Origin of the sequence: Paractinoplanes ovalisporus, from assembly GCF_016834655.1 — a bacterium.
GTDB classification, from domain to species: Bacteria; Actinomycetota; Actinomycetes; order Mycobacteriales; family Micromonosporaceae; genus Actinoplanes; species Actinoplanes ovalisporus.
This window is the reverse complement of the sequence record NZ_JAENHP010000016.1, coordinates 156,403-181,628: the sequence shown is the minus strand read 5'-3', so window position 1 is coordinate 181,628 and position 25,226 is coordinate 156,403. Positions and strand designations below refer to the sequence as shown.

25 protein-coding genes are annotated in these 25,226 nt (G+C 70.8%); 9 read left to right on the top strand and 16 right to left on the bottom strand.

Features of this window, described 5'->3' with window-relative positions; translation table 11 throughout:
- The first annotated feature begins 93 nt into the window (after window positions 1-93).
- The gene (locus JIG36_RS35635; RefSeq protein WP_203380823.1) at window positions 94-1,371 is read left to right on the top strand and encodes an MFS transporter; all 1,278 of its coding nucleotides are present in this window, start codon (window positions 94-96) and stop codon (window positions 1,369-1,371) included.
- A 56-nt stretch (window positions 1,372-1,427) separates the two neighbouring features.
- Complete coding sequence (locus JIG36_RS35630; RefSeq protein WP_203380822.1) at window positions 1,428-2,351, top strand: ATP-binding protein; 924 nt, start codon at window positions 1,428-1,430, stop codon at window positions 2,349-2,351.
- Here the strand turns inward: JIG36_RS35630 and JIG36_RS35625 are convergent.
- Window positions 2,320-3,294 (bottom strand): AraC family transcriptional regulator, encoded by a 975-nt coding sequence (locus JIG36_RS35625; RefSeq protein WP_203380821.1) that lies wholly within the window; start codon window positions 3,292-3,294, stop codon window positions 2,320-2,322. The genes JIG36_RS35630 and JIG36_RS35625 overlap by 32 nt on opposite strands.
- Window positions 3,295-3,301: 7 nt before the next feature.
- Complete coding sequence (locus JIG36_RS35620) at window positions 3,302-4,150, bottom strand: LysR family transcriptional regulator (protein WP_203380820.1); 849 nt, start codon at window positions 4,148-4,150, stop codon at window positions 3,302-3,304.
- 210 nt (window positions 4,151-4,360) lie between these two features.
- Between JIG36_RS35620 and JIG36_RS35615 the strand changes: the two genes are divergently transcribed.
- Window positions 4,361-4,786, top strand: a complete 426-nt coding sequence (locus JIG36_RS35615; protein WP_307873044.1) for a GNAT family N-acetyltransferase — start codon at window positions 4,361-4,363, stop codon at window positions 4,784-4,786.
- A gap of 118 nt (window positions 4,787-4,904) precedes the next feature.
- Here the strand turns inward: JIG36_RS35615 and JIG36_RS35610 are convergent, their stop codons facing one another.
- Complete coding sequence (locus tag JIG36_RS35610) at window positions 4,905-5,309, bottom strand: DUF3224 domain-containing protein (RefSeq protein ID WP_203380818.1); 405 nt, start codon at window positions 5,307-5,309, stop codon at window positions 4,905-4,907.
- A 95-nt stretch (window positions 5,310-5,404) separates the two neighbouring features.
- Here JIG36_RS35610 and JIG36_RS35605 point away from each other — a divergent pair, with 95 nt between their 5' ends.
- Window positions 5,405-6,559, top strand: a complete 1,155-nt coding sequence (locus JIG36_RS35605; RefSeq protein ID WP_203380817.1) for an MFS transporter — start codon at window positions 5,405-5,407, stop codon at window positions 6,557-6,559.
- On the opposite strand, the gene JIG36_RS35600 is transcribed toward JIG36_RS35605, so the two are convergent.
- Together JIG36_RS35600 and JIG36_RS35595 are read right to left on the bottom strand one after the other, a co-directional pair.
- Window positions 6,556-7,911 carry a sensor histidine kinase gene (locus JIG36_RS35600; RefSeq protein WP_203380816.1) on the bottom strand — a complete coding sequence of 452 codons (1,356 nt, stop codon included), beginning with the start codon at window positions 7,909-7,911 and terminating at the stop codon, window positions 6,556-6,558. The two genes, JIG36_RS35605 and JIG36_RS35600, sit on opposite strands and share 4 nt — an antisense overlap.
- On the bottom strand, window positions 7,908-8,573 hold the full coding sequence (locus tag JIG36_RS35595) for a response regulator transcription factor (protein ID WP_203380815.1): 666 nt from the start codon (window positions 8,571-8,573) through the stop codon (window positions 7,908-7,910). The genes JIG36_RS35600 and JIG36_RS35595 overlap by 4 nt, the downstream gene beginning before the upstream one ends.
- A 106-nt stretch (window positions 8,574-8,679) precedes the next feature.
- Here JIG36_RS35595 and JIG36_RS35590 point away from each other — a divergent pair, with 106 nt between their 5' ends.
- Window positions 8,680-9,285 (top strand): hypothetical protein, encoded by a 606-nt coding sequence (locus JIG36_RS35590; RefSeq protein WP_203380814.1) that lies wholly within the window; start codon window positions 8,680-8,682, stop codon window positions 9,283-9,285.
- Between the two features lie 24 nt (window positions 9,286-9,309).
- Here the strand turns inward: JIG36_RS35590 and JIG36_RS35585 are convergent, their stop codons facing one another.
- On the bottom strand, window positions 9,310-10,098 hold the full coding sequence (locus JIG36_RS35585) for an NPP1 family protein (protein ID WP_203380890.1): 789 nt from the start codon (window positions 10,096-10,098) through the stop codon (window positions 9,310-9,312).
- Between the two features lie 150 nt (window positions 10,099-10,248).
- On the opposite strand from JIG36_RS35585, the gene JIG36_RS35580 reads away from it, so the two are divergent.
- Together JIG36_RS35580 and JIG36_RS35575 are read left to right on the top strand one after the other, a co-directional pair.
- Window positions 10,249-11,634 carry a carbohydrate-binding protein gene (locus JIG36_RS35580; RefSeq protein ID WP_203380813.1) on the top strand — a complete coding sequence of 462 codons (1,386 nt, stop codon included), beginning with the start codon at window positions 10,249-10,251 and terminating at the stop codon, window positions 11,632-11,634.
- Window positions 11,635-11,714: 80 nt separating this feature from the next.
- Window positions 11,715-12,227, top strand: coding sequence for a hypothetical protein (locus JIG36_RS35575; protein ID WP_203380812.1), 513 nt, complete (start codon window positions 11,715-11,717; stop codon window positions 12,225-12,227).
- Here the strand turns inward: JIG36_RS35575 and JIG36_RS35570 are convergent.
- From JIG36_RS35570 to JIG36_RS35545, 6 genes are all read right to left on the bottom strand, one after another.
- A complete protein-coding gene (locus JIG36_RS35570; RefSeq protein ID WP_203380811.1) occupies window positions 12,193-12,576 on the bottom strand; it encodes a hypothetical protein in 384 nt (127 codons plus the stop codon). The two genes, JIG36_RS35575 and JIG36_RS35570, sit on opposite strands and share 35 nt — an antisense overlap.
- Window positions 12,577-12,620: 44 nt before the next feature.
- Window positions 12,621-14,405: a CocE/NonD family hydrolase gene (locus JIG36_RS35565; RefSeq protein ID WP_307873043.1), complete on the bottom strand. Its 1,785-nt coding sequence runs from the start codon at window positions 14,403-14,405 to the stop codon at window positions 12,621-12,623.
- 76 nt (window positions 14,406-14,481) lie between these two features.
- Complete coding sequence (locus JIG36_RS35560) at window positions 14,482-17,244, bottom strand: SAV_2336 N-terminal domain-related protein (RefSeq protein ID WP_203380810.1); 2,763 nt, start codon at window positions 17,242-17,244, stop codon at window positions 14,482-14,484.
- On the bottom strand, window positions 17,241-18,248 hold the full coding sequence (locus JIG36_RS35555) for an AAA family ATPase (protein ID WP_307873042.1): 1,008 nt from the start codon (window positions 18,246-18,248) through the stop codon (window positions 17,241-17,243). Before JIG36_RS35555 ends, JIG36_RS35560 begins: the two co-directional genes overlap by 4 nt.
- Before the next feature lie 8 nt (window positions 18,249-18,256).
- The gene (locus JIG36_RS35550) at window positions 18,257-19,969 is read right to left on the bottom strand and encodes a VMAP-C domain-containing protein (RefSeq protein WP_203380808.1); all 1,713 of its coding nucleotides are present in this window, start codon (window positions 19,967-19,969) and stop codon (window positions 18,257-18,259) included.
- Window positions 19,970-19,974: 5 nt separating this feature from the next.
- Window positions 19,975-20,343, bottom strand: coding sequence for a CU044_2847 family protein (locus JIG36_RS35545; RefSeq protein ID WP_203380807.1), 369 nt, complete (start codon window positions 20,341-20,343; stop codon window positions 19,975-19,977).
- A gap of 172 nt (window positions 20,344-20,515) precedes the next feature.
- Here JIG36_RS35545 and JIG36_RS35540 point away from each other — a divergent pair, with 172 nt between their 5' ends.
- Together JIG36_RS35540 and JIG36_RS35535 are read left to right on the top strand one after the other, a co-directional pair.
- Entirely contained in the window at window positions 20,516-20,686 is a 171-nt protein-coding gene (locus JIG36_RS35540) for a hypothetical protein (RefSeq protein WP_203380806.1), read from the top strand.
- Between the two features lie 156 nt (window positions 20,687-20,842).
- Window positions 20,843-21,718: a Sco1979 family transcriptional regulator gene (locus JIG36_RS35535; RefSeq protein ID WP_203380888.1), complete on the top strand. Its 876-nt coding sequence runs from the start codon at window positions 20,843-20,845 to the stop codon at window positions 21,716-21,718.
- Here the strand turns inward: JIG36_RS35535 and JIG36_RS35530 are convergent.
- Genes JIG36_RS35530 through JIG36_RS35515 form a run of 4 tightly spaced genes read right to left on the bottom strand, consistent with a single transcriptional unit; the run spans window position 21,703 to window position 25,127 of the window.
- The gene (locus JIG36_RS35530; RefSeq protein WP_203380805.1) at window positions 21,703-23,313 is read right to left on the bottom strand and encodes an RICIN domain-containing protein; all 1,611 of its coding nucleotides are present in this window, start codon (window positions 23,311-23,313) and stop codon (window positions 21,703-21,705) included. The two genes, JIG36_RS35535 and JIG36_RS35530, sit on opposite strands and share 16 nt — an antisense overlap.
- On the bottom strand, window positions 23,310-23,966 hold the full coding sequence (locus JIG36_RS35525; protein WP_203380804.1) for a type II secretion system protein: 657 nt from the start codon (window positions 23,964-23,966) through the stop codon (window positions 23,310-23,312). Before JIG36_RS35525 ends, JIG36_RS35530 begins: the two co-directional genes overlap by 4 nt.
- A gap of 10 nt (window positions 23,967-23,976) precedes the next feature.
- Window positions 23,977-24,600: a type II secretion system protein gene (locus JIG36_RS35520; RefSeq protein ID WP_203380803.1), complete on the bottom strand. Its 624-nt coding sequence runs from the start codon at window positions 24,598-24,600 to the stop codon at window positions 23,977-23,979.
- Window positions 24,601-24,650: 50 nt separating this feature from the next.
- The gene (locus JIG36_RS35515) at window positions 24,651-25,127 is read right to left on the bottom strand and encodes a hypothetical protein (RefSeq protein WP_203380802.1); all 477 of its coding nucleotides are present in this window, start codon (window positions 25,125-25,127) and stop codon (window positions 24,651-24,653) included.
- Between the last annotated feature and the right edge of the window lie 99 nt (window positions 25,128-25,226).

Sequence of the window (25,226 nt, the reverse complement as noted above, 5' to 3'; positions counted from 1 at the left end):
CGAGGCGCAACTCACCCGCGCGATTGAGCCGGTCCTCATCCACTGCCGGTAAGGGTTGAGCGTAATGAGTGGGGAGATCTACGTTCCTTACCCATGAGGCGTCTGACCAAGGCTCAACAAGCTCTCGCCGCATCCAACCTGATCTTCACCGTGGGCAGCGGCATGTACCTGACGGCCGGCGTCCTCTACTTCACCGAGGCCGCGCACCTACCGAACGGACAGGTCGGGCTGGGTCTCCTGATCGCCGGGCTGGTCGCCCTGCTCCTGGGCGTGGGCGTAGGGCATCTGGCCGACCGGCACGGCGCGCGCCGGGTCTACACCGTCACGCTGATCGTGCAGGCGGTCGCCACGGCGGCTTTCCTGCTGGCGTATGACTTCTGGCCGTTCGTAGCGATCGTCAGCCTGGCCACGGGATCCAAGGCGGCCGGTGTGGCCGCGCGCAGCCCGCTGATCCGGCGCTACGGCGGGGAGCGCCCGCAGGAGTTCCGCGCCTACCTGCGCGCGGTGACCAACGTCGGGATCTCGTTCGGCGCGCTCGGTGCGGGATGGGCCGTCCAGGTCGGCACCACATCGGCCTACTCGACCATGATTTGGGCGATCGCGTTGCTGACCCTGGCTTCGGCGGCCTTCCTCGCCTTCGTGCCCACGGTCGATCCGGCTCCGGCCACGGGTTCCCGTCGGTGGATCGCGCTGCGGGACCGCCCCTATCTGCTGCTGACCGCGCTCGACGGCGTCATGGCGATCCAGTTCAAGGTGCTCACCGTGGCCGTTCCCTTGTGGATTGTCGGTGCCACGACGGCGCCGCGCTGGCTCATCTCGGCCACGATGCTCACCGGCACGGTCATGGTGGTGGTCTTCCAGGTGCGGGCGAGCCGGGGCGTCGACAGCCCGGCGGCCGGCGCCCTCGCGTATCGGCGGGCCGGGTTCGCCTTTCTGGCCGCCTGCGCGCTGATCCCGCTGACCGCGGGTATGTCCCCGCTGGGCGCCTCCATGTTGCTCCTGGCCGCGATCGTGGTCCACACGGTGGGGGAGTTGTGGCACGCCGCCGCCGGGTTCGAGGTGTCGTTCGCGCTGGCTCCGGAGCATGCCACCGGCCAATACCTGGGCGTCTTCGGGCTGGGCGCCGGTCTGGCCGAGGCCGTCGGGCCCGGACTGCTGATCTGGCTGTGCATCGAGTGGGGCCGCCCCGGCTGGTACATAGTCGGCGCGTTGTTCGCACTTTCCGGCGTCGCGGCGCCCGTAGTCGTCTGGTGGGCGAGTCGCGTTGCGCAATCGACGCGGCACCCAAGGGAGTCCGATGGGGCACGTCGCGTTGCGCCGGTGACGCGGCGCCCGCGGGAGTCCGATGGGCACGTCGCGTTGCGCCGATGACGCGGCACCCGCGAGTCGCGTTGCGCCGGTGACGGGTCCTCACTAACTTAACGACAATGAAAATCGCTTTCACTGGGAAGGGCGGCAGTGGCAAGAGCACCCTGGCGGCCCTGTTCGTGGGATATCTGCGGCAGTCCGGCCGGCGGGTTCTCGCCGTCGACGCCGACGTCAACGTCCATCTCGCTCCGCTGCTGGGTGTGACGGCCGATGCCGAGCGCGCGTTGTCGCATCCGGCGCGGACCGAGGCCGTACGGAAGCATCTGCTGGGAACCAACGTCCTCATCGGTGGGGCCGACCGGTTCGTGGCGACGACGCCGCCCGGCCCGGGCTCGCGCGAGGTCACCCTGGACCCGGCCGACCCCGTGCTGACCGGTCACGCCGTGGCGCTCGACGAGCGCACCCACGTCATGCACGTCGGCACCTACGAGCCGGAGAGCATCGGGGCCGGCTGCTACCACGGGCATCTGGCCGTCCTCGAGAACCTGCTCTCCCACCTGGCGATCGGCGACGGCGACTGGGTGGTGTGCGACATGGTGGCCGGCACCGACGCCTTCGCCAACTCGCTGCACGCGCAGTTCGACGCGATCGTCGTCGTGGTCGAACCGACCCCGGAGTCGGTGACCGTGGCCCGCCGCTACCGGCAGCTGGCCGAGGCCGCCGGCACCGCCGACCTGCTGGTCCTGGTCGGGAACAAGGTGGTCGACGAGGTGGACGCCGACTATCTGCGGCGCGAGCTGGGAACCGAGCCGGTGGCGACGCTGCCCGCACAGGCGGGGCTGCGCCGGGCCCGGCAGGCGGGGACCAGTCCCAGGCTCGACGACGTGACACCGCTGCGGCGTATCGCCGATGTGGTCCGCCCGGTCCCGCCGCAACGCCGTGCGGCCGCTCTGCGTGCGCTGCACCTCAAGGTTGCCGGCAAGGACTGGGTCCGCAGCGCGTACGGGGACGTCACCGATCAGCTGGGTCCCGTACCGGCCTGAAGTCCCGGGCCGTTGTGGACGGTGTCTCGCCGTAGACGGAGGCGTACTCGTGGGCGAACCGGCCGAGGTGGGTGAAACCCCAGCGGTGGGCCGCCTCCGCCACGGTCACGCCGTCCCCGCTGCGCAGCTGATCGTGGACCCGGTCGAGCCGGACCCGGCGCAGGTAGGCCAGGGGTGACATGCCGAGGTGGCCGCGGAACCCGTGCTGCAGCGACCGCACGCTGACGCCGGCGATGCGGGCGAGCAGGGCGACCGTGTACGGATGCTCCGGCTCGGCCCGCATGGCGTCCACGGCCTCGCGGACGAAGCGGGGTTTCGCCGGGGCTTCCGGCCGCAGCAGGCTTTCCCGGTACGGATGGTCGGCCGTGTAGAGCAACGCCGTCATCAGGGCTTCGAACAGTGGCCGGGCGACCAGCGGGCGGTGCACGACGCTGTGCCGGTCGTCGAACGCGTCGGTGAACGCCTGGAACATGCGCAGCCAGGCCGGCCGCCCCCGCAGGCTCAACTCGGGGGTGAAGTCGATCGGTCCGTGGACGTACTCGCCGATCAGGTTCTCCAGATGTCGTTCGAGGTCACGCGTCGGGATCTGCAGGTAGGTCATGTCGGTGCGGGCGGCGACCCGGTTGCGGCGGGGCACGTCGGCCGGCCGGTAGAGCCCGGCCACCGACGGGGTCAGCGTCCACTCCCGGGCGGCCTCGGTGACCCGCAGCGCCCCGGCGTGCACGGTGGCCAGCGCGTAGACCGCACTGCGGCCGGTCACCAGGCTCAGCTCGGCCGGGACGTGCGAGCGGGCGATCCGGACCGGTCCCACCCCGTGGTTCTCGAGGCGCAGGGCGGGCGGCATGACGGGCGGCGACGCCTCGGCCGACAGGTGGACGTCGACCTCACCGGCGTACCAGTCGATGATCTCGCCGAGGTCGTCCGACGTGAAGGTGGCGCTCATGACCCCGCTAACCGAGCATGGCCAGCAGCCGGCGGGCGGCCGGTGTGGCGACGGGCGGGGTGACCGCGGCCAGCGTCCAGGTCAGGGCCGAGTCGGCGATCGGCACGCCGCGCAGGCCGGGCCGGTCGCCGAGCATGCCGTCGACGGCGAGCGCCACGCCGAGGCCGCGCTCGACGAAGTCGAGCATCGTGGGCACGTCGTGGACATGATGGGCGACGGTGGTGGCCTCGCACGCGGCGGCCGAGATGTGCCGGAGGTAGTCGTGGCCGCGGGAACCCGGCTGGGCGGCGACGAACCGTTCCCCGGCCAGGTCGCGGCAGGTGACCGCCCTTCGGCCGGCCAGCGGATGGTCGTCGCGGCAGGCGAGCAGGAGCGGACCGGCCGCGAGCGTCTGCCACGAGAGGTCGTCCGGTGGCACGGCCGGCAACGAGACGATGGCCAGGTCGAGCCGCCGCTGCCGGAGCTCGTCGAGCAGCCGGTCCGAGGTCTCCCGCCGGTAGCGGACCTCGACCTCGGGGAACCGGGTGACGAAGCGCTGCAGCAGGGCCGGCTGATCGAGCAGGCCGGTGGTGGGGATCCCGCCGACCGTGAGGCCGCAGCCGGCCGCGTCAACCGTGGCGCGGGCGGCGCGGGCCGTGGTCAGGACCTCCCGCGCCTGCGGCAGCAGGGCCCGCCCGGCCTCGGTCAGTTCGACCTTGCGGGTGGTCCGCTCGAACAGCTGAGCGCCCAGGTCGCGCTCCAGGGAGCGGATCGTCGCCGACAGGGCCGACGGGGCGATGTCGCAGCGTTCCGCCGCCCGGGCGAAGACGCCCGCTTCGGCGACCGCGACGAACAGTTCGAGCTGGCGCAGTTCCATGCATTGTTCTCCGGACGCGAACGATGGGGCCCGATAATGCGGAATCTCAGCCTAATGTTGAGCGCCGCTCGGCCGTACCGATCGTTCGGCGGCCCCCAGCCGCTGATCAACCGAGGCCGCCGTGACTCGGCTGACCCCGGACGGATGACGGCCGCCACCGGCCGGGGATTGGACGTTTCCCTTTCGCGCCGACGTCGCCAGAGTGGTCGGGTGAGCGACTATCGATTGAGCGAAGACCCGGACGACCTCGACCTGGATCGCGTCGTGCGGTGGATCAGCACCGACGCCTACTGGGCCAAGGGACGCACCCGCGAGGTGATCGAGCGGTCGTTCGCCAACTCGTTCCCGGTCGGCCTGTTCGCCCACGACGGCACGCAGGCCGCGGTCGCCCGCATCGTGTCCGACCGCGCGACGTTCGTCTGGCTCTGCGACGTCTACGTCGACCGCGACCACCGTGGCCGCGGGCTGGGCACGACGCTCGCCAACTGGGCCGTCGACTGGGCCCAGCGCCAGGGCGTCAAGCGGGTGGTGCTGGCCACGGTCGACGCGCACGGGGTCTACGCGAAGGCCGGATTCACCCCGGTCGGACACCCCGAACGCTGGATGGAGATCGACACGCGGCCGCCCTTCAACTGAAGAACAGCCGCGGCGACCAGCTCGACGTGACGGCCGTCCTCGACGATGGCGCCGTGCTCCATGACGACAACGCGGTCGGTGGAGGCGGCCTGGGTCGGGAGGTGGACGGCCCCGGGCGTCAGCCGAGCGTGTAGTCGAAGCTGATGCGGTGGGTGCCGTCCTCGTCGACGGCCAGGGTGCCGGTGCCGCGGATCCCGGCCAGGTCGCCGGTGCCGCTGCCGGGGACGATCGTCAGGAACTCGGCCTGCCGGTCCTGGCCGGTCGTGGTGGCCGAGTGCACGAAGTTGAAGGCCCCGGGGCGGCCGCCGAGCGTGCCCTCGAACGACTCCATCGCCACGTACGTGCCGGTGTTGGTCGCCGGGTCGAACGCGGCGGTGAACAGGGTCTCCGAGCGGCCGCTGATCTCGCCGGCGAAGGTCTTGCGCATGGTGGCGATGCCGACCGGCAGGCCGGTCTTGATCTCCGGCGCGGGCCCGGGGGCGGGAGTGAAGTCGGCCACGTCGAAGGTTCCGATTGCGTTCATTCCGCGCACGCTAGCCCGAATGACTGACACCAACTGTCAGGTTAGGCGACCTCGACTCTTGATCAACTCCGAGGTGCGTTGAAAGGATCCCGGCCGTGAGCAGCCGGGCCGCGTGGGCGGGAGTCGTCTCGCTGAGCCTGGGGTTCTTCGCCTTCGTCATGGCCGAATTCCTGCCGGCCAGCCTGCTCCCGCGCATCGCGGGGGATCTCGGTGTGTCGCCGGGCGCCGCCGGGCAGACGGTCACCGTCACCGCGGTCGGCGCCGGACTGGCCGGTTTGCTGCTGCCGGCCTGGCTTCCGCGCGTGGACCGGCGTCACGTCACACTCGGCCTCACGGTGGCCGCGATCGTGTCCAACGTGCTCGTGGCCCTGGCCCCCAACCTGCCGGTCATGCTGGCCGCGCGCCTGATCCTGGGTGTCGCGCTCGGCGGGTACTGGGCGCTGGCGATCGCGATGGTGGCGCAGCTCGTGCCCGGCGACCGTCTGGGCCGGGCGGTGACCGTCATCAACGCCGGGGTCTCGGTCGCGACCATCGCCGCCGTGCCGCTCGGCACCTGGCTGGGCGAGCTCTGGGGCTGGCGGGCGGTGTTCCTGCTCGGTGGGGGAGTCGCGGTGCTCGCCCTGGTCGCGCAGGCGGTCACCCTGCCCGGCGTCGCGCCGCAAGCGGTGGGCGGGCTCCGCGCGCTCGGTTCCGCCCTGCGCTCCGGATTCCTCCTGCTCGGGCTGACGGCGATCCTGCTGATCGCGGCCGGGCAGTTCACCGGCTTCACCTACATCCGGCCCGCCGCGGAATTCGTGTCCGGCATCGACGCCGGTGGGCTGGCCGCGTTGCTGCTCGTCTACGGCGTCGCCAACGTGCTCGGCACGGCCGCGAGCGGTTTTCTGGTCGACCGGTCGATGCGGGTCGCCGCGGTGGGTTTCCCGGCGGTGTCCGGGATCGGCATGGTCGCCATGGTTCTGTCCGGCGGCTCGGTGGCCGGACTGTTCGCGGCGGTCGCGCTGTGGGGTTTCGGCTTCGGCGGCGTCCCGACGACGACGCAGACCTGGGGCGCCCGGGCCGACCCGGCCCGTCTCGAGCAGGTGGGCGGTCTCACCGTGGTCGCCTTCCAGGTCGCGATCGCCGCCGGCGCGATCGTGGGCGGCCTGCTCGTGGACGGTGCGGCCGCCACCACCCCGCTGACCGTCGGCGGCACCGTCATGGTGGCCGGCGGCTTCCTGCTGGCCGCCGCACGCCGCCGAACCCCCTTTTAAGTGGCCGCGGGCAGGTCGAGGCGGAACGTCGCGCCCGGGCCGGTGTCGACGTAGGTCAGGTCGCCGCCGTGGGCCTGGGCCAGTCCGCGCGCGATCGGCAGACCCAGCCCGGCCCCGCCGGTGTGACGGGAACGGGAGGCGTCGCCCCGGGCGAAGCGCTCGAAAATGAGGTCCCGTTCGCCCGGGGACACGCCGGGGCCGGTGTCGCCGACGTCGAGCCGGACCCGCGCGCCGTCGCGGTGGACGCGCACCGTCACCGTGCCGCCCACCGGGGTGGCGTAGCGGGCGTTGTCCAGCAGGTTGGTGATGATCTGACCGAGCCGCACCGGGTCACCGTCGACGAACAGGCCGGGCTCGCCGGCGACCTCGTAGGCCAGGCCGGGCGACAACGACCGGGCCCGCTCGGCTTCGGCCTCGGCCAGCGCGAGCAGCTCGACCCGCTCGACCACCAGCGGCACGCCCTGGCCGACGCGGGCCATGGTGAGCAGGTCGTCCACCAGGCGGGCGGCCCGGCGCGACTCGCGCACCATCGCCACCGCGATCCGTTCCCGCTGCTCGCGGTCGGGGTTCTCGCGCAGCAGCAGTTCGGCGTTGGCCTGCATGCCGGCCAGCGGGGTGCGCAGTTCGTGCGACGCGTCGCTGAGGAACGAGCGCATCCGGATCTCGGCCGCTTCGAGCTCGTCGAGCATGGCGTCGAAGGCCGCGGCCGTACGGCCTAACTCCGTGTCGGTCCGGGGTACGTCGAGACGCTGCCCCCGGTCGCCGGCCGCGATCTGCCGGGCCACGACGGTCATGTCCTCCAGCGGGCGCAGAGCCGCCCGCGAGATGCGGGACGCGGCCAGGCCGGCCAGCAGGAGGGCCAGCACCCCGCCGGCCACCTCGAAGACGATCAGCCGGTTGACCGCCTCGGTGATCTGGGTGGTGTCCAGGCTCAGCGTCAGGATCTGATCACCGGGCAGCGACGACCGTACGAAAATCACGCTCCCGGCCGTCTCCACCGGCACGCTGGCCGTCCGGGTCAGAGCCGGGCCCCGGGGGCGTTCACCGCGCGGGCGGCCCACACCCGGGGGAGGAGCGTCGGAGGCGGCCGTGGCACAGGTCGCGCCGTCGGCCGTGCACAGCCGCACGACCACGCCGTCACCGCGCAGCCGGTCGGCCAGCCGCTGCATGCTCAGCGTGCCCTGCAACTGCTGGGCCAGGGCCATCCGGTCGGTCAGCCGGGTGCGGGCGTCGGCGTGCAGCCGGGCCGACAGCGCGATGTCGACCGCGGTGAACAGCCCGGCCAGCACCACCGACAGCAGGGCCAGCACGCCGAGGGTGACGCGACCCCGCAGCGACGCCGGCCTCCTCATGGCCGCAGCACGTAACCCAGGCCGCGAGCGGTGTGGATCAGGCGCGGGCCGTGCTGTTCGAGCTTGCGGCGCAGGGCGCTGACGTGCACCTCGACCAGATTGGGGTCATATTCGTCGTACCCCCAGACCTGGGTCAGCAGCTGGGTCTTGGACAGGATCCGCCCGCGGTGCCCGGTCAGATAGGCCAGCAACTTGAACTCGGTGCCGGTCAGGGTCAGCGCCTGACCGGCCCGGGTGGCGATCTGGGCCCCCTCGTCGACGATCAGGTCGGCGACCTGCACCGTGGAGGGCACCCGGCCGAGGCGGCGCAGGATGGCCGCGACCCGGGCCAGCACCTCGACGGTGGCGAACGGCTTGACCACGTAGTCGTCGGCCCCCGACTCGAATCCGGTCAGCCGGTCGGCGACGGTGTCGCGGGCCGTCACCATCAGCACGGCGCAGTCGCTGCGGCCACCCAGCGCGCGGGCCAGCTCGAACCCGTCCCGGCCGCCCGGCAGGTGCACGTCGAGCAGCGCCAGGTCGGGCCGGAACGAGTCGACCACCTCCTCGAACCCGACGCCGTCGGCGCAGGCGCGGACCTCGTGACCGGCGGCCTGCAGCGCCGCCGTGAGCGGTTCGCGGATCGCCTCCTCGTCCTCCACCACCAGCACCCGAGCGACCATCGGCCCAGTCTGGCCCGGGCACCTATGTCCGGGCCCTCACGAAGCTGAAGAGCGGCTGAAGATGCCGCCCGCTTCAGGTCGTCTTCAGGACCGCCGGTCAGCGTGGGTGATCAGGCGCCCCATCGCGGCGGCGCCCCCGATCAAGGAGATGCTGACGTTGAAGCTGTCCCTTCCTGACTCCGCCACCACCACCGGCCGGATGAGCCGGATCGCGATCGCCGTGGTGGCCGGCGGCGGGCTCGCGCTCGGTGTCGCCGGGCTGGCCCACGCCGATCCCTCGCCCGACCCGTCGGCCTCGGCCCCGTCCGCTTCGGCCCCGGCCGAGACCCCGGCCCAGCGGGAGCACAAGCCCCACCTGGCCGGCACGGTCACGTCGATCGACGGCGGCAAGATTCTGATCAAGGACCGGGACGGCTTCACCCGGCAGATCAACATCGCCACCGTACCCGCGGACGTGAAGGTAGGCGTCCGGGTGCACGCGGAGGGCACGGTGAACGCCGACGGCGTCTCGCTGGACGCCACCGCGGTCACCCTGGCCCCCGACCGCCCCGAGGGCATGCGCGGCCCGTGGGGCCACGGCGGCCGTGGCGAAGGCGGCCCCGGCAAGCACGGACGCCCCGGCCCGGGCGGCGCCCCGTCAGAAAACGGAACCCCGCCGGCGCCGTCGGAAAGCGGAGCTCCGTCCGCGCCCGCTCCAAGCGCGACCTCCTGACCGGACTTCAGGGGCCGCATCGGCTCACCCCGGTGTGGCCTCGTACGGGTCAAAGGGGATGCCGGCCGGCTTGGCCGCGTTGAGCAGAGACTCGAACGAGCCGTTGCGGGTCTTCAGGGTGGCCGACCCGAAGTTGGCCGAGGTCAGCTTGTCGCGCAGTTCGATGGTGGGGAAGCCGTCCCAGCCGACCAGCGGCGGGTAGCGCCAGTCGTGGTAGTGGTTCTCCGGCGGCTCGTCGTTGCTGTTGGCCAGCCGGAAGAAGTGGGTCGACGCGCCGTCCTTGTGATAGACGACCTTGGGGTGGGTGCCGTCGAACCGTACCTGCGACCGGGCGTACGTACGTTGCGAGCTGTGCTGCGTCGTGCTCACGTACTCGACCTGGTTGGAAGCTTGACTGACCCACGAGATCACGTGTTCCCAGTCGTGCCGGTGGCCGCCGAGCCCGCTACCGGCGACGGCCTGGTCCTTCTCGAAGTAGCTGGCGTAGACGATCGCGCACCAGCCGTTGTTGCATTTCGAGCGGGAGTAGGTCTGGGAGTTGTCGAGATCCGAGCGGTCGCGGCAGCTGCCGTTGACCGCGCCGGTCGTGTTGAGGCCGCCGTTGAGCGTGCCGTCGGGACCGATGGCGGGCGTGGCGTAACAGCCGTCGGTGTCGTAGTCGTAGGCGGGGGAGAAGGACTGCTCGTAACCGTTGGCGTTCTGGGGGAGGTTACGCGGCGGGTCGGCGAAGGCCGGCGACGCCACGACCGCGACGATGAGCGCGGCGAGGCCGGACACGACGCCGATCCGGGCCAGGGGACGGTGATCACGCATCACGCGGCGATCCTCGCTCAAGAAATAGAGAGCAGTCAATTGCCCGTACGGGCATCGATCGCCGTTCATTCTTGAAATGGTCTTGTAACGCCCCGGAAACTTCGAGGAGAGCGCTCCACGCGCGGGAAGCCCGAGAAGAAGGGCGTATCCATGACCCTGCGAACCCGTCTCCTGGCCGTCGCGGCGGCGACCGTCGCCCTGGCCGGTTCGGCCGCGATGGCCGTCGCCGCCAACGCCGCCCTCCCCCCACCTCCCAGCGGCTGGACCCAGGTCTGGGCCGACGACTTCACCGGCGCCGCCGGCACCCTGCCCAGCGGCTCGAACTGGATCATCGACACCGGCACCAGCTATCCCGGCGGCCCGCCGCAGTGGGGCACCGGCGAGATCCAGACCTACACGAACAGCACCAGCAACCTCGCCCACGACGGCTCCGGCAACCTGCGCATCACCCCGCTGCGCAGCGGTTCCGGCCAGTGGACGTCGGCGCGCATCGAGACCCAGCGCACCGACTTCAAAGCCCCGGCCAACGGTGTGCTGCGCATCGAGGGCCGCATCCAGATGCCCAATGTCACCGGCAACGCCGCGCTCGGCTACTGGCCCGCGTTCTGGGCGCTCGGCGCGCCCTACCGCAACGACCGCTACAGCTGGCCGGCCATCGGCGAGTACGACATCATGGAGAACGTCAACGGCATCAACGCCGTCTGGGGCGTGCTGCACTGCGGCGTCAACCCGGGCGGGCCGTGCAACGAGACCAACGGCATCGGCGCCAACCGGGCCTGCCCCGGCTCCACCTGCCAGGGCAATTTCCACACGTACGCCTTCGAGTGGGACCGCAGCGTGTCACCGAACCAGTTGCGGTGGTACGTGGACGGGCAGCAGTTCCACGCGGTCAACCAGAACCAGATCGGCGAGCCGCACTGGACGAACATGACCGGGCACGCCGGCTACCACATCCTGCTCAACGTGGCGATGGGCGGCGGCTTCCCCAACGGGGTGGCCGGTTTCGGCACGCCGACCTCGGCCACCGTGCCCGGCCACCCCATGCTGGTCGACTACGTGGCCGTCTACACCCGCGGCGGTGGCACCACGCCGCCGACCACACCGCCCACGACACCGCCGACCGGGGGCGTCCGGGATGCGTACGCGCAAATTCAGGCCGAATCGTTCAACGCGCAGTCCGGCGTGATCGTCGAAACGGCGAGTGAGGGCGGCCAGAACATCGGCGCCGTCCGCACCGGCGACTGGGTGCAGTTCAACAACGTCGAGTTCGGCTCGGGCGGGGTCCGTGACTTCGTGGCCCGGGTCGCCTCGGGGGCCGGGGCCGGCGTCAGCGGCCTGGTCGAGGTGCGCATCGACAACCGCGGCAACGCGCCGATCGGCAGCTTCGCCATCGGCAACACGGGCGGCTGGCAGAGCTGGCGTTCCGTGCCCGGCAACGTCTCCAACGTGTCGGGCCGGCACACGGTCTTCCTGACCTTCACCAGCGGACAGCCCAACGACTTCGTCAACGTCAACTGGATCCAGTTCCGCCGCTGAGCACCGCGCGGGGCCGGGCGCGCCGATCACGTCCGGTCCCGCAGCTGCACAGACACGTCACCACGTACGTCTTAGAGGTTGTGAACGAGTTCGACGACCGCATCCGGGAGGGGATGGCCGAGGGCGAGCGGCTGCCGACCGACCCCGCCGTGGTGTACAACCGCGTACAGACGTTGTCGCAGAGCTACCGCAAGCGGCGCCGGATCGCCCAGTCGGCCGGCAGCGCGGTGCTCGGGGTCGGCCTGATGGCCGGCCTGGTCCAGATGCACGACTTCCTCGAGGGCGGCACGGCCCCCACGCCCCCGCCGCCCTCGGCCACGACCGCGCTGCCGTTGCCGGCTTCTTCCGCATCGCCAACGCCAAGTTCCATCGCCACCCGGACGGTCGAGGCCGTCCCCGGTCAGCGCGAGCTGGACGCGTTCTTCGAGGCCGGCTACGACTGGGGCGACGCCGAGAAACTGGCCCGGCTGTGGAACTTCAAGGACCCGACCGACGCCAAGGTCGAGGCCGGCCGGCGCCTGCTGGCCGGGCGGCCCCTCCCGTCCACCCGCACTGACCTCAGCGGATGCAGATCGCGAACACCGGCGGCATGAAGATTCCGCTGGTGTAGCGCCAGTCACCGCTCGAGGACCGGCTGCCCCGGACGACACGGCCTTCGCCCTTCCACCCTTCCCCGTTCGGATACGACGCGACCAGGATGTATTCGGTCGAGCTCGACGACCCGTACGAGTTGGAAGGAAGCTTGTTCACCCCACCCCCGGTGACCTTCGAACCCACCGGACAGCTCACCGAGCCCGACCCGGTGGCCTTCGTCGTCTTCGAGAAGTAGGTGGTCGCGGCCGGGGCGACGGACGGCAGGAGCAGCGCGATGGCTGCTCCCGCTCCGACGAGCACCCCGGCCGACGCCGCTTTCTTGGCAACGCTGCCAGTTTTTCTCAGCACGCCTGTCCGTTCGGCCGGCACGTGTTCCGGCTGAGGACCGGCCCTCAGAAGCGGAGGGACGCGCGGCCCCCGACCAGGGGGAGGGTGACCGTGCTGGCCGCCGGGCGGACCGAGATCCGGGTGCCGGGCAGCGGGCGCAGCGTGTAGTCGTAGTCGGTGGCGAGGACGACCACGCCGATGCGGTGGCCGGCCGGGAACGTGTGCTGCTGGGGCTGCATGTCCCAGCGCAACCGGTATGTCCGGCCCGGCACGACCGGGGCGGAACGGGCGAGCGAGTCGCGGTTCTGCGGGTCGATCCAGCCGCGGGTGACGATCACCGGGTCGGTGCCGGCCGGGCCGTAGTCGACCAGCAGGGCGGTGAGGTTGGCGGCCGTACGGTTGTCGATGCTCACGTCGACGGCGACCCGGGGCGTGCCGCTCAGGCGGGCCGGTGACGTCAGGGCCGGACTGCGGTAGGCCAGGGAGTGGCCCGCGGGCTCCAGCAGTTCCTCGGCCGGCGCGGTGCGGCCGTTGTCGGTGAACGTGTCGACGCGGGCCGGGCCGGTGGCCAGGGGCAGCGTCACGGCGGCCGAACCGGGCACCGGCCAGGACGGGCTGGTGCCGGTGACCGTCGCGTCGGCGTCCTCGAACGTCACCGGCGCCTCACCCTCGATGCCGCTGTCGATGTCGTAGATGTAGTGGTCGATCCAGCGGCGCATGGCCGGGAAGAACTGCGGGGCGTTGGCGGAGCCGTGGTCGCCGTCGTAGAGCCACAGCTTGCGGTCGACGCCATGGCGGCCGAGGGCGTCCCAGAGCTGAATGCCCTGTTTCGTCTTGACGTTCCAGTCACGCAGGCCCTGCACGATGAAGACGCTGGCCCGGATGTTGCCGGCCCGGGCCGCGTAGTCGCGCTGGGCCCAGAACGGCGAGTAGTCGCCGGTGACCCGGTCCTGTTGCTGGGCCAGCCGGTCCATCGCGGCCGCGCACACTTGCGGGTTCGGCCGCGACAGGATGACCCGGGCGTGGATGTCGACGTCCTCCCCCTGCCAGCCGTACGGGGCGACGACCAGCCCGTTCGCGCGGTACTCGTCGTACCAGCTGGAGACGGCCGACATCGGAATGATCGTCTTGAGGGCGGAGGCCCCGGTCACCGCCGCGGCCAGGGGCAGCGTTCCGTTGTACGAGACCCCGTACATGCCGACCTTGCGGGCCGACCAGTGCGCGGTGATCACCCGCCCGGCGGCGTCGTAGGCCCGTCCGGACCCGCCCAGCCAGTCGATGGCGGCCCGGGTCGCGGCCGCCTCGTGCGGCCCACCGGCGTCCGGGCAGCCGGTCGAACCGGCGGTGCCCAGGCTCTCCATCGAGATCATGGCGTAGCCGCGGCGGACGAAGAACTCCCAGGTGCCCTCCTCCGGGTAGCCCGAGTCGTCGTCGCCGGCGCGGGTCAGTCCGGCGGACCGGGCAAGCGAGACGGCCGCGGCCCGCTCCTGCGGCAACCGGTCCGGCTCCACGTCGTGATAGGGCACCTCCGGCCAGTCGTCACCCAGATACGGCGTGGCAATCATGAGCGAGCCGACCTTGAGCCCGGCGGTCTCGGTCTCACCGGGCCGGGTGATCTCCAGCCGAACCCGGTCCCGCACACCGTCCCCGTCGGTGTCCAGCGGAACCTCGACGAAGACCTCCTCGGTGATCGCCTGTGCGTAGTCGAACACGGGCTGGGTCGCGCCGTCACGAACTACGATCGTCGCCGGCCCGCTGGTCGCGGCCGTGGCCGGCGCGGGCAGCCCGCTCAGGGCGGCCAACAAGCCCGCGCCGACGGCGGCCAGGGCCGACCTCACTGGGTGTCGCACATGTCCTCCACAGCAGAAGAGAAGTTCCACAAAGGAGGACGCGCGCCGGCGTCAGGATGTGGCGTCGACAGAGGGTCTACGGTGCCGCCGGAACCACTCCGGCCCGGTGCAGCAGCCACAGCAGCGGCTCTTCGACCCGCTCCGGGCGGATCCCAGCGGGACTCACCGTCGCGTTCTCGTAGTTCGGTTCGGCTCCCAGCGCTGAGACGAAGAAGTACTGGTAGTCGCGATAATTGGCGCGCAGGGTTCGGTTGATGTCCTGGCCGTTCCACGAGTCGAGGAAGACGCTCACCAGCTCGTGCACCAGCCGCCCGTGCTGTTCGTCGTATCCGCCCGGCCGGCGCTGGGTCAGGAGCAACGGATGCGTTTTCCCCAAGGCGGAGTAGAAGGCGTCCATCTTGGTGAACACGACCGCAACCGGCAGGGTGATCATCCGGCCGTTCCAATGGTCAGTGGACTTGAGCGTCTCGGTGACCCAATTCAACACGTCGCGGACCGGGTCGATGTACGGTCGGCCCGAAACGGGCAGACGCAGTCGTTCGGCTGCTCCTGGCAGCTGCGTCGGGTCGAGCAACAGGATGAGATGACTGGCCGCTCCCAGATAGCGCGACCCGCCCGGATAGGTGTCATCGGTCAGATCGTCGCCGAGGCCGTGCTGGAAGCTGATGTAGCTCGACCGGAACCGGTTCTGGCCGAGCCAGGTGCGCTCCCGGGTCCGCCACTCCAGCACCATGGCTTCGGTCCGGCCGTCGAACGCCCGCGCAGTGGTCGCGAGCAGGGAACGGTCCTCGTACAGCCTCCGAGTGTTTTGATCGAGCCAATCCGAGCCATCCCCGCCGACCTGCCGAACGTCGGCGTCGAACTCGCGGAAAAGGACCGACCGCATTTGGTGAGTCAGCACGGTCAGATAGACCGACTTGCCGGTCGCTCGCGCTCCGACCATGGCGATCATCGGGCTCGCCGATTCACCGAACACAGCAGGCAATCGGGTATGGCAGTGGGGACAGACCCGAATCCCGGTCGGGCCGCCACAGTCCGGACAGTCCGCGGTGCTGGACGTTCCGGTGAACGGGAGGAGCGTTGACGGGGGCGGGAACACCGGCCGGGACGGAACGGCGTAGCCGGTAAGTGATCGTCGAGCCTCATCGACCACGGGACGGCAGACCTCCTTTCCCGGCTGCTTTCGTCCGGTGCAGGCGAACCACAGATCGGCGCGCCGCCGAATCGCGGAATAGCAGTAGGGGCAGGACAGCCGGCCCCGGCTGGAGACGCGTGGCCGCACCGGTCTCGACGCCGGGCGGGCCGGAGCAGCGGGTGGCGGTGCTTCGAGCCGGCGCCGGGCGAGCGTCACCCGTTCACGCCCGTACGAGGTGACCGCGAACGGCCTGCTGCCCGACGCCATCCGCTCGTCACCGTCGGCGGGAGTCAGTGCGAGGAAGCCGGCCCCGGTCCTGTTCCTCTGCCGGGCCACCTCGACCGACACCTGGGCCAGCAACTCGTTGGCCCCCAGGGTCTCGCTGACGGTGAGCGTGTCCACCAGTTCCTCGGCCACGCCCTCGATGAACCCGTACTGCCCGAGGTCCGCGTTCTCGACCCGGAGCAGACCGCTGAGCAGCACCTCGGCCAGATAGGCCGGTTGCGGGTCGGGGAACGTCGCCTGCTGCACGTAGCGGATCACCTCGACCTGCGGCTCGCTCAGCGCGACGAGCCGGGCGAGCCGGAACGCCTCCGGCGAGGCAGCCGCCCGAAACCGTTGCACGCGCTGCCCCGGTGTCAACGGCTCCACGGCCGGTGTCACCGGCTCCTCCAGCGGCTCGCCGATTCCCGTGACGGCCGCGGTCATCGGTGGGCCTCCGGCGATCAAAGCGGTCCAGCGGCGCAACCAGCGGTGATCCATCTGAAGGACGGGCACGAGAACGCCGTCCGGTGCGGCGCGGCCGCCGAAGGGAGCGAGGCTCAGATCGCTGTTCGGGGCGGCCGGCCGTGGTGCGGCGAGCGTGCCCGCCACCGTACGCGTCCAGGTTCGCGCCCAGAGCCGTTCCGGCAGCGGTTGCAGGATCGACATCGGACCACGCCGGGCCCAGCCGCTCGCCACCGCGCCCGCCGACCCTGATCGCCAGATCGGGTCCACGCCATCGGTGATCACGAAGGTCACCCGGCGGTTCATGGGGTCGACCAGGTGGCCCGGCGTCACCGGTCGTCCCTGCCAGTCGGTCACCTCGGCCACCGTTCCGTCGCCGGGCGCCGGACGCAGCCGGAACGTCGTCACCTGACGGAACACCCCGGACTCGCGCAGCACCCGGACGACGTCGGCGGCCAACCCGCGCCAGATCGCCATGGAATCGCCGTCGTCGACCACCACCACCGCGTCGAGCCACCGCTGCCGGGCGGAACGCATCACCACCGGCCAGGGTGCCCCCGGGGGTTGGTCGCCGATGAGCCGGGCGGTCGCTTCCTCGTCCAGAGTGCCGGGACCAGGGGCCGGCACGCGGCGCAGGAGCGGCCGGAGCGCCCGCTGGAAGGCCAGCCGGTCGGAGAGGGCGATGGGCCGGGGCACGTTCTCGGCGCGAGCCGGCCGGGTCCGGCGGACCGCCGGTCGGTAGGGGTGCAGCTCGGTCGCGGGCGGTGGCTCCGGCCGGCCGGCCGAAGTTGGACGGCCCTTCGGCCGCGGCAACCGCCCCGGCGGCGCCGGTGCACCCGGGTCGTCGCCTCGGACGCTCGCCGGTTCGGGCCGGCTCCGCTGCATCTGGGCGGCCAGCCACAACGTCTCGGCGAGTTCCCGCGGCGTGGGCTCCACACCGCCCCGGCGTACGGCGGTGTAAAGGTCTTCCAGGTTCACTGCTGCACCAGTGGGCTCATCACCGCACGGGCGAGCGCCTTCCGGGTCGCGTCGCGGTCGAGCCCGGCCGCGTGGACCAGATAGATGGCGTTGAGCAGCTGGTCGGTGGCGAGGCCGGCCCCCTCCCGCTCCTGCAGGAACTGCTGGATCACCTCGGCGCTGTCCGGTGCCATGCCGGGCAGATGCGCGGCGACGATCTCCTGGAGTTTGGCCTGGTCGGGGACGGCGATCGGGATCTGGACGCAGCGACGCAGGAACGCCGGCGGGAACTCGCGTTCGCCGTTGCTGGTCATGATCACGAGCGGGAACTGGCTGCAGCGGACCCGGCCCTTGCGGATGACGACCCGGTCGGGGCTGTCGTACGTCCGGACTGCGGTCTCCGCGTAGCGTTCGGGCTGGCGGTGCAGCTCCGGGATCTCGAACTCGCCGTCCTCGAAGAGCGCCAGCAGGTCGTTCGGCAGGTCGAGGTCGGCCTTGTCGATCTCGTCGATCAGCAGGACGCGGGGGCGGCGGCGAGGCAGCAGGGCCGTGCCGAGCGGACCGAGCCGGAGGTATTGGCCAAGATCCTCTTCGGCCACCGCGGGAGCGTCGCCGTTGCGGCTCGCGGCGTACAGCCGGGCCAGCGGGTCGTACTCGTAGAGCCCGTCGCGCAGCCCGACCCGGCTGGTGATGTTCCACCGCAGCACCCGGCCCAGACCCAGCTCGTGCGCGATCGCCGTGGCCAGTGTGGACTTTCCGGTGCCGGGCCGCCCGGTGACCAACATGGGGCGGCGCAGCAGCAGCGCGGCGTTCACCAGCCGGACCGTCTCCGGGTCGGGGCGGTAGTGCCGCGCGGCGCGGAGCTCCTTCTCCCGGTCCTCGGCCACGAACGGCGGCTCTTCCCCGGCACTGGGATCGGGGTCGAAGCCGCGCCAGGGCGGCGGCTCCGGAAGCGTCTCGATGAGATCGTGCTGCTGGTCGGTACCGCGGTAGACGTACCAGGCGGTGTCAGCGTCGTCGGTCACGGCGTCCCTCATTCCGCGAAGCTCAGCGGCGCCGGCCGCCGCCGCGCGTCGTCCAGCAGCAGCGTGAGTCCGCTGCCGCAGTGCCGGTCATCCTGCTCGGCCGAGGCCAGCGCCCGTGCCCGCAGGTCGCGGACCCGTTCGGCGACCGCGTCGATGGTCACCCCGTGCAGCTGGTCGGCCATCTCACCACAGAACCACCGGCCGGTGCACGAGTCGCCATGTCGGTGCTCGTCGGCGGAACAGGCGTGCCGGCGCCAGAGCATGACCGGCGGTCCGGAAGCGACGGCGGCGCTGACGTACTGCGTGGCCGTCCACTCACCGGCCAGCGCGAGCGCGAGTGTCCCTTCGCCCATGCGCAGCCATCCCTTGAAGTTGGTGGTCCGGACGGGCGGCGCTTCACCGCAGTCCTTCCAGCGCAGCACCTCGCTGAGACTCTTACCGGTGTCGCGCAGAGTGCGGGCGCGGCGGCCCAGGGCGGCCGGGTTGGGGTGGGTGAACCAGTCGAGATCCCGTACGGCGACCGCCCGGGACACGCCGAGCGGTGTGTCGTCGTCGGTGCGGTCGGTCCACTCGTCGACCGCTTCGCCCAGGAACTCGCGCGGCAGGACGAACTCCACCATCACGACCTCGACCGACGCCGGCATCCGGGTCAGTCCCTGTTCGACCGCCGCCTCGACGCGCTCCTGCCACCGCCCACGGTCCACGCCGCGCTCGTCGACGACCGGCTCGGTGAGCTCGCCGTCCAGGCTCGTCACCGTCCACACGGTCAGGTCGTACGCCTCGTGCCCGGAATCCGCGGAGGGCTCCAGCCGCACCACGACCGCACCGTCGCGGCGGGTTTCGATCGGTGACGGCGCGGACCGGCCGGCCGGCAGATGACGCCGGCTCCATTTCCGGAGCGGCCGGGTGTCCAGGTGGTCGAGGAGTGTCCGCAGATGGCGGTGCATCTGGTCGTCGTCGACCAGCACCGTTTCCACCACGACGGCTTCCACCACCGCGAGCAGCGTGCCGAGGTGCGTGGGCATGCTGGGGATCGCGGACCGCATGGCACTGTGCAGCCGGCTGACCTCGATCGGCCGGAGCTTCACCGCCGTGACGGCCTCGCGCAGCTCGGTGTAGACCTTCGGGCTGAGCGAACCGAGCGCGATGACCTCCGCCAGTGCGGGGCAGTGCCGCACCAGCTCGGCGATCGGCACGATGACCCCCACGCGCGGGTCATGACCGGCCGATTTCACCATGCCGACGACCTGACCGGTGCCCAGATGGTAGGCGGCCGCGCCGCTGAAGCCCTCCTCGAGCCAGACCGTGAAGTCGTCGACCGCGTCGATCTGGACGTTCGCGCGGATCTCGCGGTGCGGGCGCGCGTGGAACCGGCAGTTCACACCGTCCACGGAGAAGTGGCGGGGGTAGCCGTGGGCGTTCAGATCCTGGCCGGCATACAGCTCAACCGCGGTGTACGGCGCGAACCGGGCCGGCTCGACGTCCACCGGCTCGGACAGTTCCAGGACCGCGACGTCGGCCTCCTCGGACCGTTTCGTCCACCAGCGACCCGACCGGAGCACGGTCGCGGTGATCGGTTCCGTGGCGTTGCGGAGCGTCACGCTCACTGTTCCGGAGCCGGCCACGACATGCGCGCACGTGAGAACGTGCCGATCCGTCACGAGGAATCCGCTGCCGTGCACCGAGGTGCCCGGGATCTCGACGCGTGCCTGCCACTGCATCGAGGTCATTCGTCGTCGGCCTCGCCACCGCCCGGTCCGCCCGGTCCGTCCACGCCGCTCTTCCAGGAGAGCCGTACGACGATGTGGCCCTCGGCGGCGGCCTTGGCGAAAACCGCGGTGCCCGCCTCGGCCTTGAACTTGACGCCGAATTCGAGCTCCACCTGATCCGGACCGTCGGCGCCGCCGTCGCGGAACGTGTCGAGCGCCTTGAGCGCGACCCGGCGAACCTCGACCAGCGACTGCTCGAGCGTTTCCTTCGCCTTGACGATTTTGCCGTCGAAGGACACGTCCCGGAGCCCACCCGGATTGACGTCGACCTCGAACAGCGCGGCGCTGCCGTCCTCGGTCCGCACGCTCATGAGCTCACTCGTCACGTTTGCCCCTCTCTCGGCCTTCTTGCCGGATGAGCATCACCCGTGGGGCGCGGCACGGTCCATCGGCCTTCCGTCCACCGCTCGAAGCCGGACATCCGGCTCCTTCACATCGTGGCCGGTTCGGTGGCCCTCTCCCGTGACGGTGACGGACGAGTGACCGAGGGGGCCGATCATGGCCGAGCAGCCGGAGCGGCGCGGGCAGGTTGATGTCGTGTTGGTGACAAACGGCGTGCTGACGGCGGTCGGCGGTGTCTTTCTGGCGACATCGTCGCTGGCCATCACGGTTGTCGCGGCGGTCACGGCCGTGGTCCTGGTGGTGATCGTGCTGTGGTCAGGGCGCTGACTTTCTGGGAAAGTCACGCGGTGAACTTCACACCGGCGCCGGTTCGGCGGCCCTGAGTGATGAGGGACGTCGACGACGAGCGGAGGACCGCGGGTGGTGGAGGGCGACGGTGAGACGGTTCCGGCGGAGGTCGGGGCCGGGGGCGGTCCGGCCCAGGTGGAGGATTCGCCCGGCGCCGGCCCGACCGTCCTGCGCATCCTTCTCGGGACCCAGTTGCGGCGTCTGCGGGAAGCCAAGGGGATCACCCGCGACGACGCCGGGTGGGCGATCCGCGGCTCCGGATCCAAGATCAGCCGGATGGAGCTGGGCCGGGTCAGTTTCAAGGAGCGCGACGTCAGTGACCTCCTGACGCTCTACGGCGTGACCGCCGAGGACGAACGCGACCAGTTGCTGGGCCTCGCCCGTCAGGCCAACAGCCCCGGCTGGTGGCAGCAGTTCGGCGACGTGATGCCCAGCTGGTTCCAGTCCTATCTCGGGCTCGAGGCGGCGGCCCGCGTGATCCGTACGTACGAGGTGCAGTTCGTCCCCGGTCTGCTGCAGACACCCGACTATGCCCGTGCGGTCATCATGCTGGGCCACGCCGGCCTGCCCCCCGAGGAGATCGACCGGCGGGTCGCGCTGCGCCGTCTTCGCCAGTCGATCCTCGACCAGCCCGAGGCCCCGCAGTTGTGGGCGGTCATCGACGAGGCCGTCCTGCGGCGCCCGATCGGCGGGGAGCAGGTGATGAGGGCGCAGATCGAGCATCTGGTCGAGGTGTCGAAGCGGCCCAACGTACGCCTGCAGATCGTGCCCTTCCTCGCGGGCGGTCACGCCGCGGCCGGTGGCCCGTTCACCATCCTGCGGTTCCCCGAGCCCGAGCTGCCCGACGTGGTCTACGTGGAACAGCTGACCAGCGCCATCTATCTCGACAAGCGGGAGGACATCGACCAGTACGCGATGGCGATGGACCGGGTCAGCATCGACGCCGACCCGCCCGCACACACCCGGGTCATCCTCGAGGAGCTGCTCAAACGAGATCACTTCTCCTGGTAGTCGGAGACGACCGAGCTGAGGATGCTGGGCGAGGCGTTCCACTTCTGCAGGTTCGAGCCGCTGCACGCGCCGAGCACGAGCTTGCTGATGTGCATCGCGGTGAACTGGTCCCAGTAGTCGGTCGGGGAGGCCATCAGGCAGTAGGGGGCCGTGGCTGAGGTCCCGTACGTCGATTCGATCCGGTACGAGTTCTGGCTGACCCCGGTGAAGACGGTCCGGGTCCACAGCTGGTTGGCCGGGATGGCGCTGCTCAACGAGCAGGCGGCGAGCTTCACGTACTGGCCCCACGCGATCGAACCGGGGCTGTAGAGGCAGTACGTGGTGACGCCGTCGTTGCCCTTGACGTAGACGCGGCCCTGGGCCGAGGTGCCGCCGACCGCGACCGCCGGCAGGAACCAGACCTGGTTCCACTGGATGACCTTGTTGGGCGCCTGCTTGCACGGGAAGATCACCATGAACGCGTACGTCCAGGTGTTGGCCGTGACGTCGAGGCAGCGCCCGAACTGCTCGTAGTTGACCAGCTGCTTGGTGACCTCGCCGGCCGCCCCGGTGCCCGCGCTCGGGTCGGGGAAGAACGTCTTGTACTTGGTGTAGTCGCCCGAGATGCCGCTGCACGGGGTTCCGTCGGTGCCGTCGCCCTGGGTGTTGGCCACCTTGTTCGCGTTGCCGGCGATGACGTTGTTGATGAGCACCTTGGGCGGCAGCGCGGTCCAGTCGACGTTGAAGCACTTGCCGTTGGGATTCACGCCGTCGGTGGTGCCCTCGAAGTTGTCGCGGTTGTTGAGACTCCAGATCTGGGTGCGCTGGGTCGCGTCGCACGGCACGAACGTCACCGGTGTCTTGTCGACACTGGCCGCCGAGAGACAGGCCCCGTTGGGGAAGAACGTCGAGCCTTCGCTGTTCTTGAGCTGGACCTGCAGCGTGGGATTGTAGGTGAACGTCTGTTTCGGGTCGGAGGCATCGCAGGTCGCCAGGACCAGCTGCGTGCCCACGGTCATCGGCGACGACCCGGTGACCTCACGCGGCGCGGTCAGGCACTGGTCACTGTTGTAGACCTTGATCGTCCCACCCGGCACGTTGGGCTTGGTGCGGCTCTGGAACAGGTAGGTGGCCAGCAACGTACGGCTGGCCGGGCCCGATGAGCCGGTGGACGCGATCAGGGCGTACATGGGAACGAGAGAGGGACCACCCGCCCCGCCGCAGCCGAGCCGATTGGTTTTGGCCCAGGTCTCCGGGTCGGCGCCGGCCGGTGGGTTCGTGGTCAGGTAATAGATGTTGACCGCGAACGCGGCGAGCTGGCCGGGGCTGACGACGCCGCTCAGCTTGAGGCTGGGGCCCTGCACCGTGGCCGAGCAGGGGACGCTGGCCAGCGCGGCGTCGCCCGACGAGTTGATCGGCACGGCGCGCAGCTGGGCCAGGGTGGTCTCGATCCCGCTCTGGGCGGCGCTGATCGCGGCCGAGCGGTTGACGTCGTACCGGGTGGTGCTGATCTGGCTGGCCACGACCGCGCCGAGCAGGCTGACGGCGCCGATCCCGACGATGCTGAGCAGCATGGCCAGCGGCAGCGATCCGCGGGAGTCCCGCAACCTGATCATGACCGGGCCGAGGCGCTGTAGCAGGGCTCCGCCGAGGGGGCCAAGGGCTGCGCGGAGGCGTCCAGAGCGGTGCTCGCGTACGTGTTGAGGGCCGTGTAGGTCACCGCGCTGGTGCGCCGGGTCGTGGCCGAACTGGCGGACAGCCGGATGCCGAGCATCTGGTGATTGAGCGAGGTCGTGGGTTGCGTGCGGACGAAGGCGGCGGTCCCGGCGACGGTCGTGAGGTTCGAGGCGAGCGGCACCCAGGCGCTCGGGCTGACGGTCGCCGCCACGGTCCACGACCGCGACTGCAGCTGCAGATTCTGCGGATCCGTACCCGTCAGACGGAGCTGGACGCACCGCTTGAGCAGGGTGGTGCCGCCCGGTTCGGGGGCCTGGACGAGATATTCGACGTACGGGGTGGTGCCCTCGGTGTGCACGGCGGAGATGTAGTACGCGTACCGGATCGTCTTGTCGAGCTGCAGCAGCGCGGTGCTCAGCTGGGACTGGACGACCGACTCGGCCTCGATGTTGGTCGCGGTGCGATAGATCTGCAGCACAGCGGTCGTGAAGATGCTGCCGATCACGGAGACGATGCCGAGCACGACCAGCATCTCGACCAGGCTGTATCCGGAATCGCGGCTCTCATCGTCGCGCATCTCACCGTCGCTCATCCGGCCTCGCTCAGCCCACGAGGAAGGGGTCGACGATGGCGGTGCTGAACAGCGCCGCTTCGGCATGGCCGCAGGTGTTGGCCGGGCATTGCGGGTCGTTCCAGCTGATCGCCACGACCAGACGGACCAGGGGTGCCGCCGCGGCCGTCGTGCCGCAGGTGAGGCTGGTGGTGAGCGCCCCGACGGCCGGCTGCCAGCAGGCGCCGAGATAGTAGTAGCGCCGGTACGGAACGGCGTCGAGCAGCACGACTTCCGGGTCGGCGGGCGTGGACACGACCGAGCCGTCCGGCTGGACGCCGGGCTGGGGAATCGCCAGCGTCCCGGTGCCGGCCGCGTCCCACCGCGTCGTCGCGCCGAGCAGGGAGACGGCCTGGGCCGAGGTGACATCGGCGCACGACGTGCACTGCTGGCGCCCGCCGAGCAGGGCCGAGCCGCGAAGGCCGCGCGCCTTCTCCATGCCGTCGAGCGCGAGCCGCACCGCCGTATCACGCTGGGCGGCGTGGCGGGCCGCTTTGCGGGAGTTGACCAGAAAGACGGTCAGGGAGGTCATCACCACCGTGATGATCCCCATGGCGACGACCACCTCGATCAGGGTGAAACCGTCATCCCGCGCCCGCTGCGTGCCACCACCCACGCCCTGACAATCGGCCGAGCTCGCGCTCCTGCTTAGCGGGATGAGATCCGCTAGTAGTTGCCGACGTTCTCGGCCACGGCGTCGCGGTGGATCTGGAAGGTCGGGCCGTTCACCCAACTGCCGTCGGGGTAGTTGATCCGGAGCGTGATCTTGATGCGGTCGATGCCTCCGCGCAGGTCGGGGTCGCCGATGCTGAAGGCGAAGCTGCGGGACCAGCCGAGGCTGGAGTCCTCGTTCGCGGTGCGGGTCTGGGTATCGATCTTGTTGCTGCCCGCGAAGGCCTCGAAGATGACCGTGCTCGACATCGGCAGGTTGTCGTTGTCGGTGACCGTGCCGTCGACGTACGCCGTACGGTTGCCCCATTCGACGTGGCCGTCGGTGTGCTGGACCACCCACGTCGGCACGTCGGCGATGTGGAAGATGTCCGACGGCCAGGCCGCGTTCGCCGGCGCCTGAAGACCCGCGACGGCCGCCGCCGTGACGGCGCCGATCGCGACTGCTGCCTGTGCCTGCCTCTTGATGTTCATGGCTCCCCCGAGATCCGGAAACAGATGGCCGCTCGAAGGTATCAAGACCCATCCACGGTTGTCGTGGTCCAGATTCGACGGTCGGGGCAAGATCAGGCA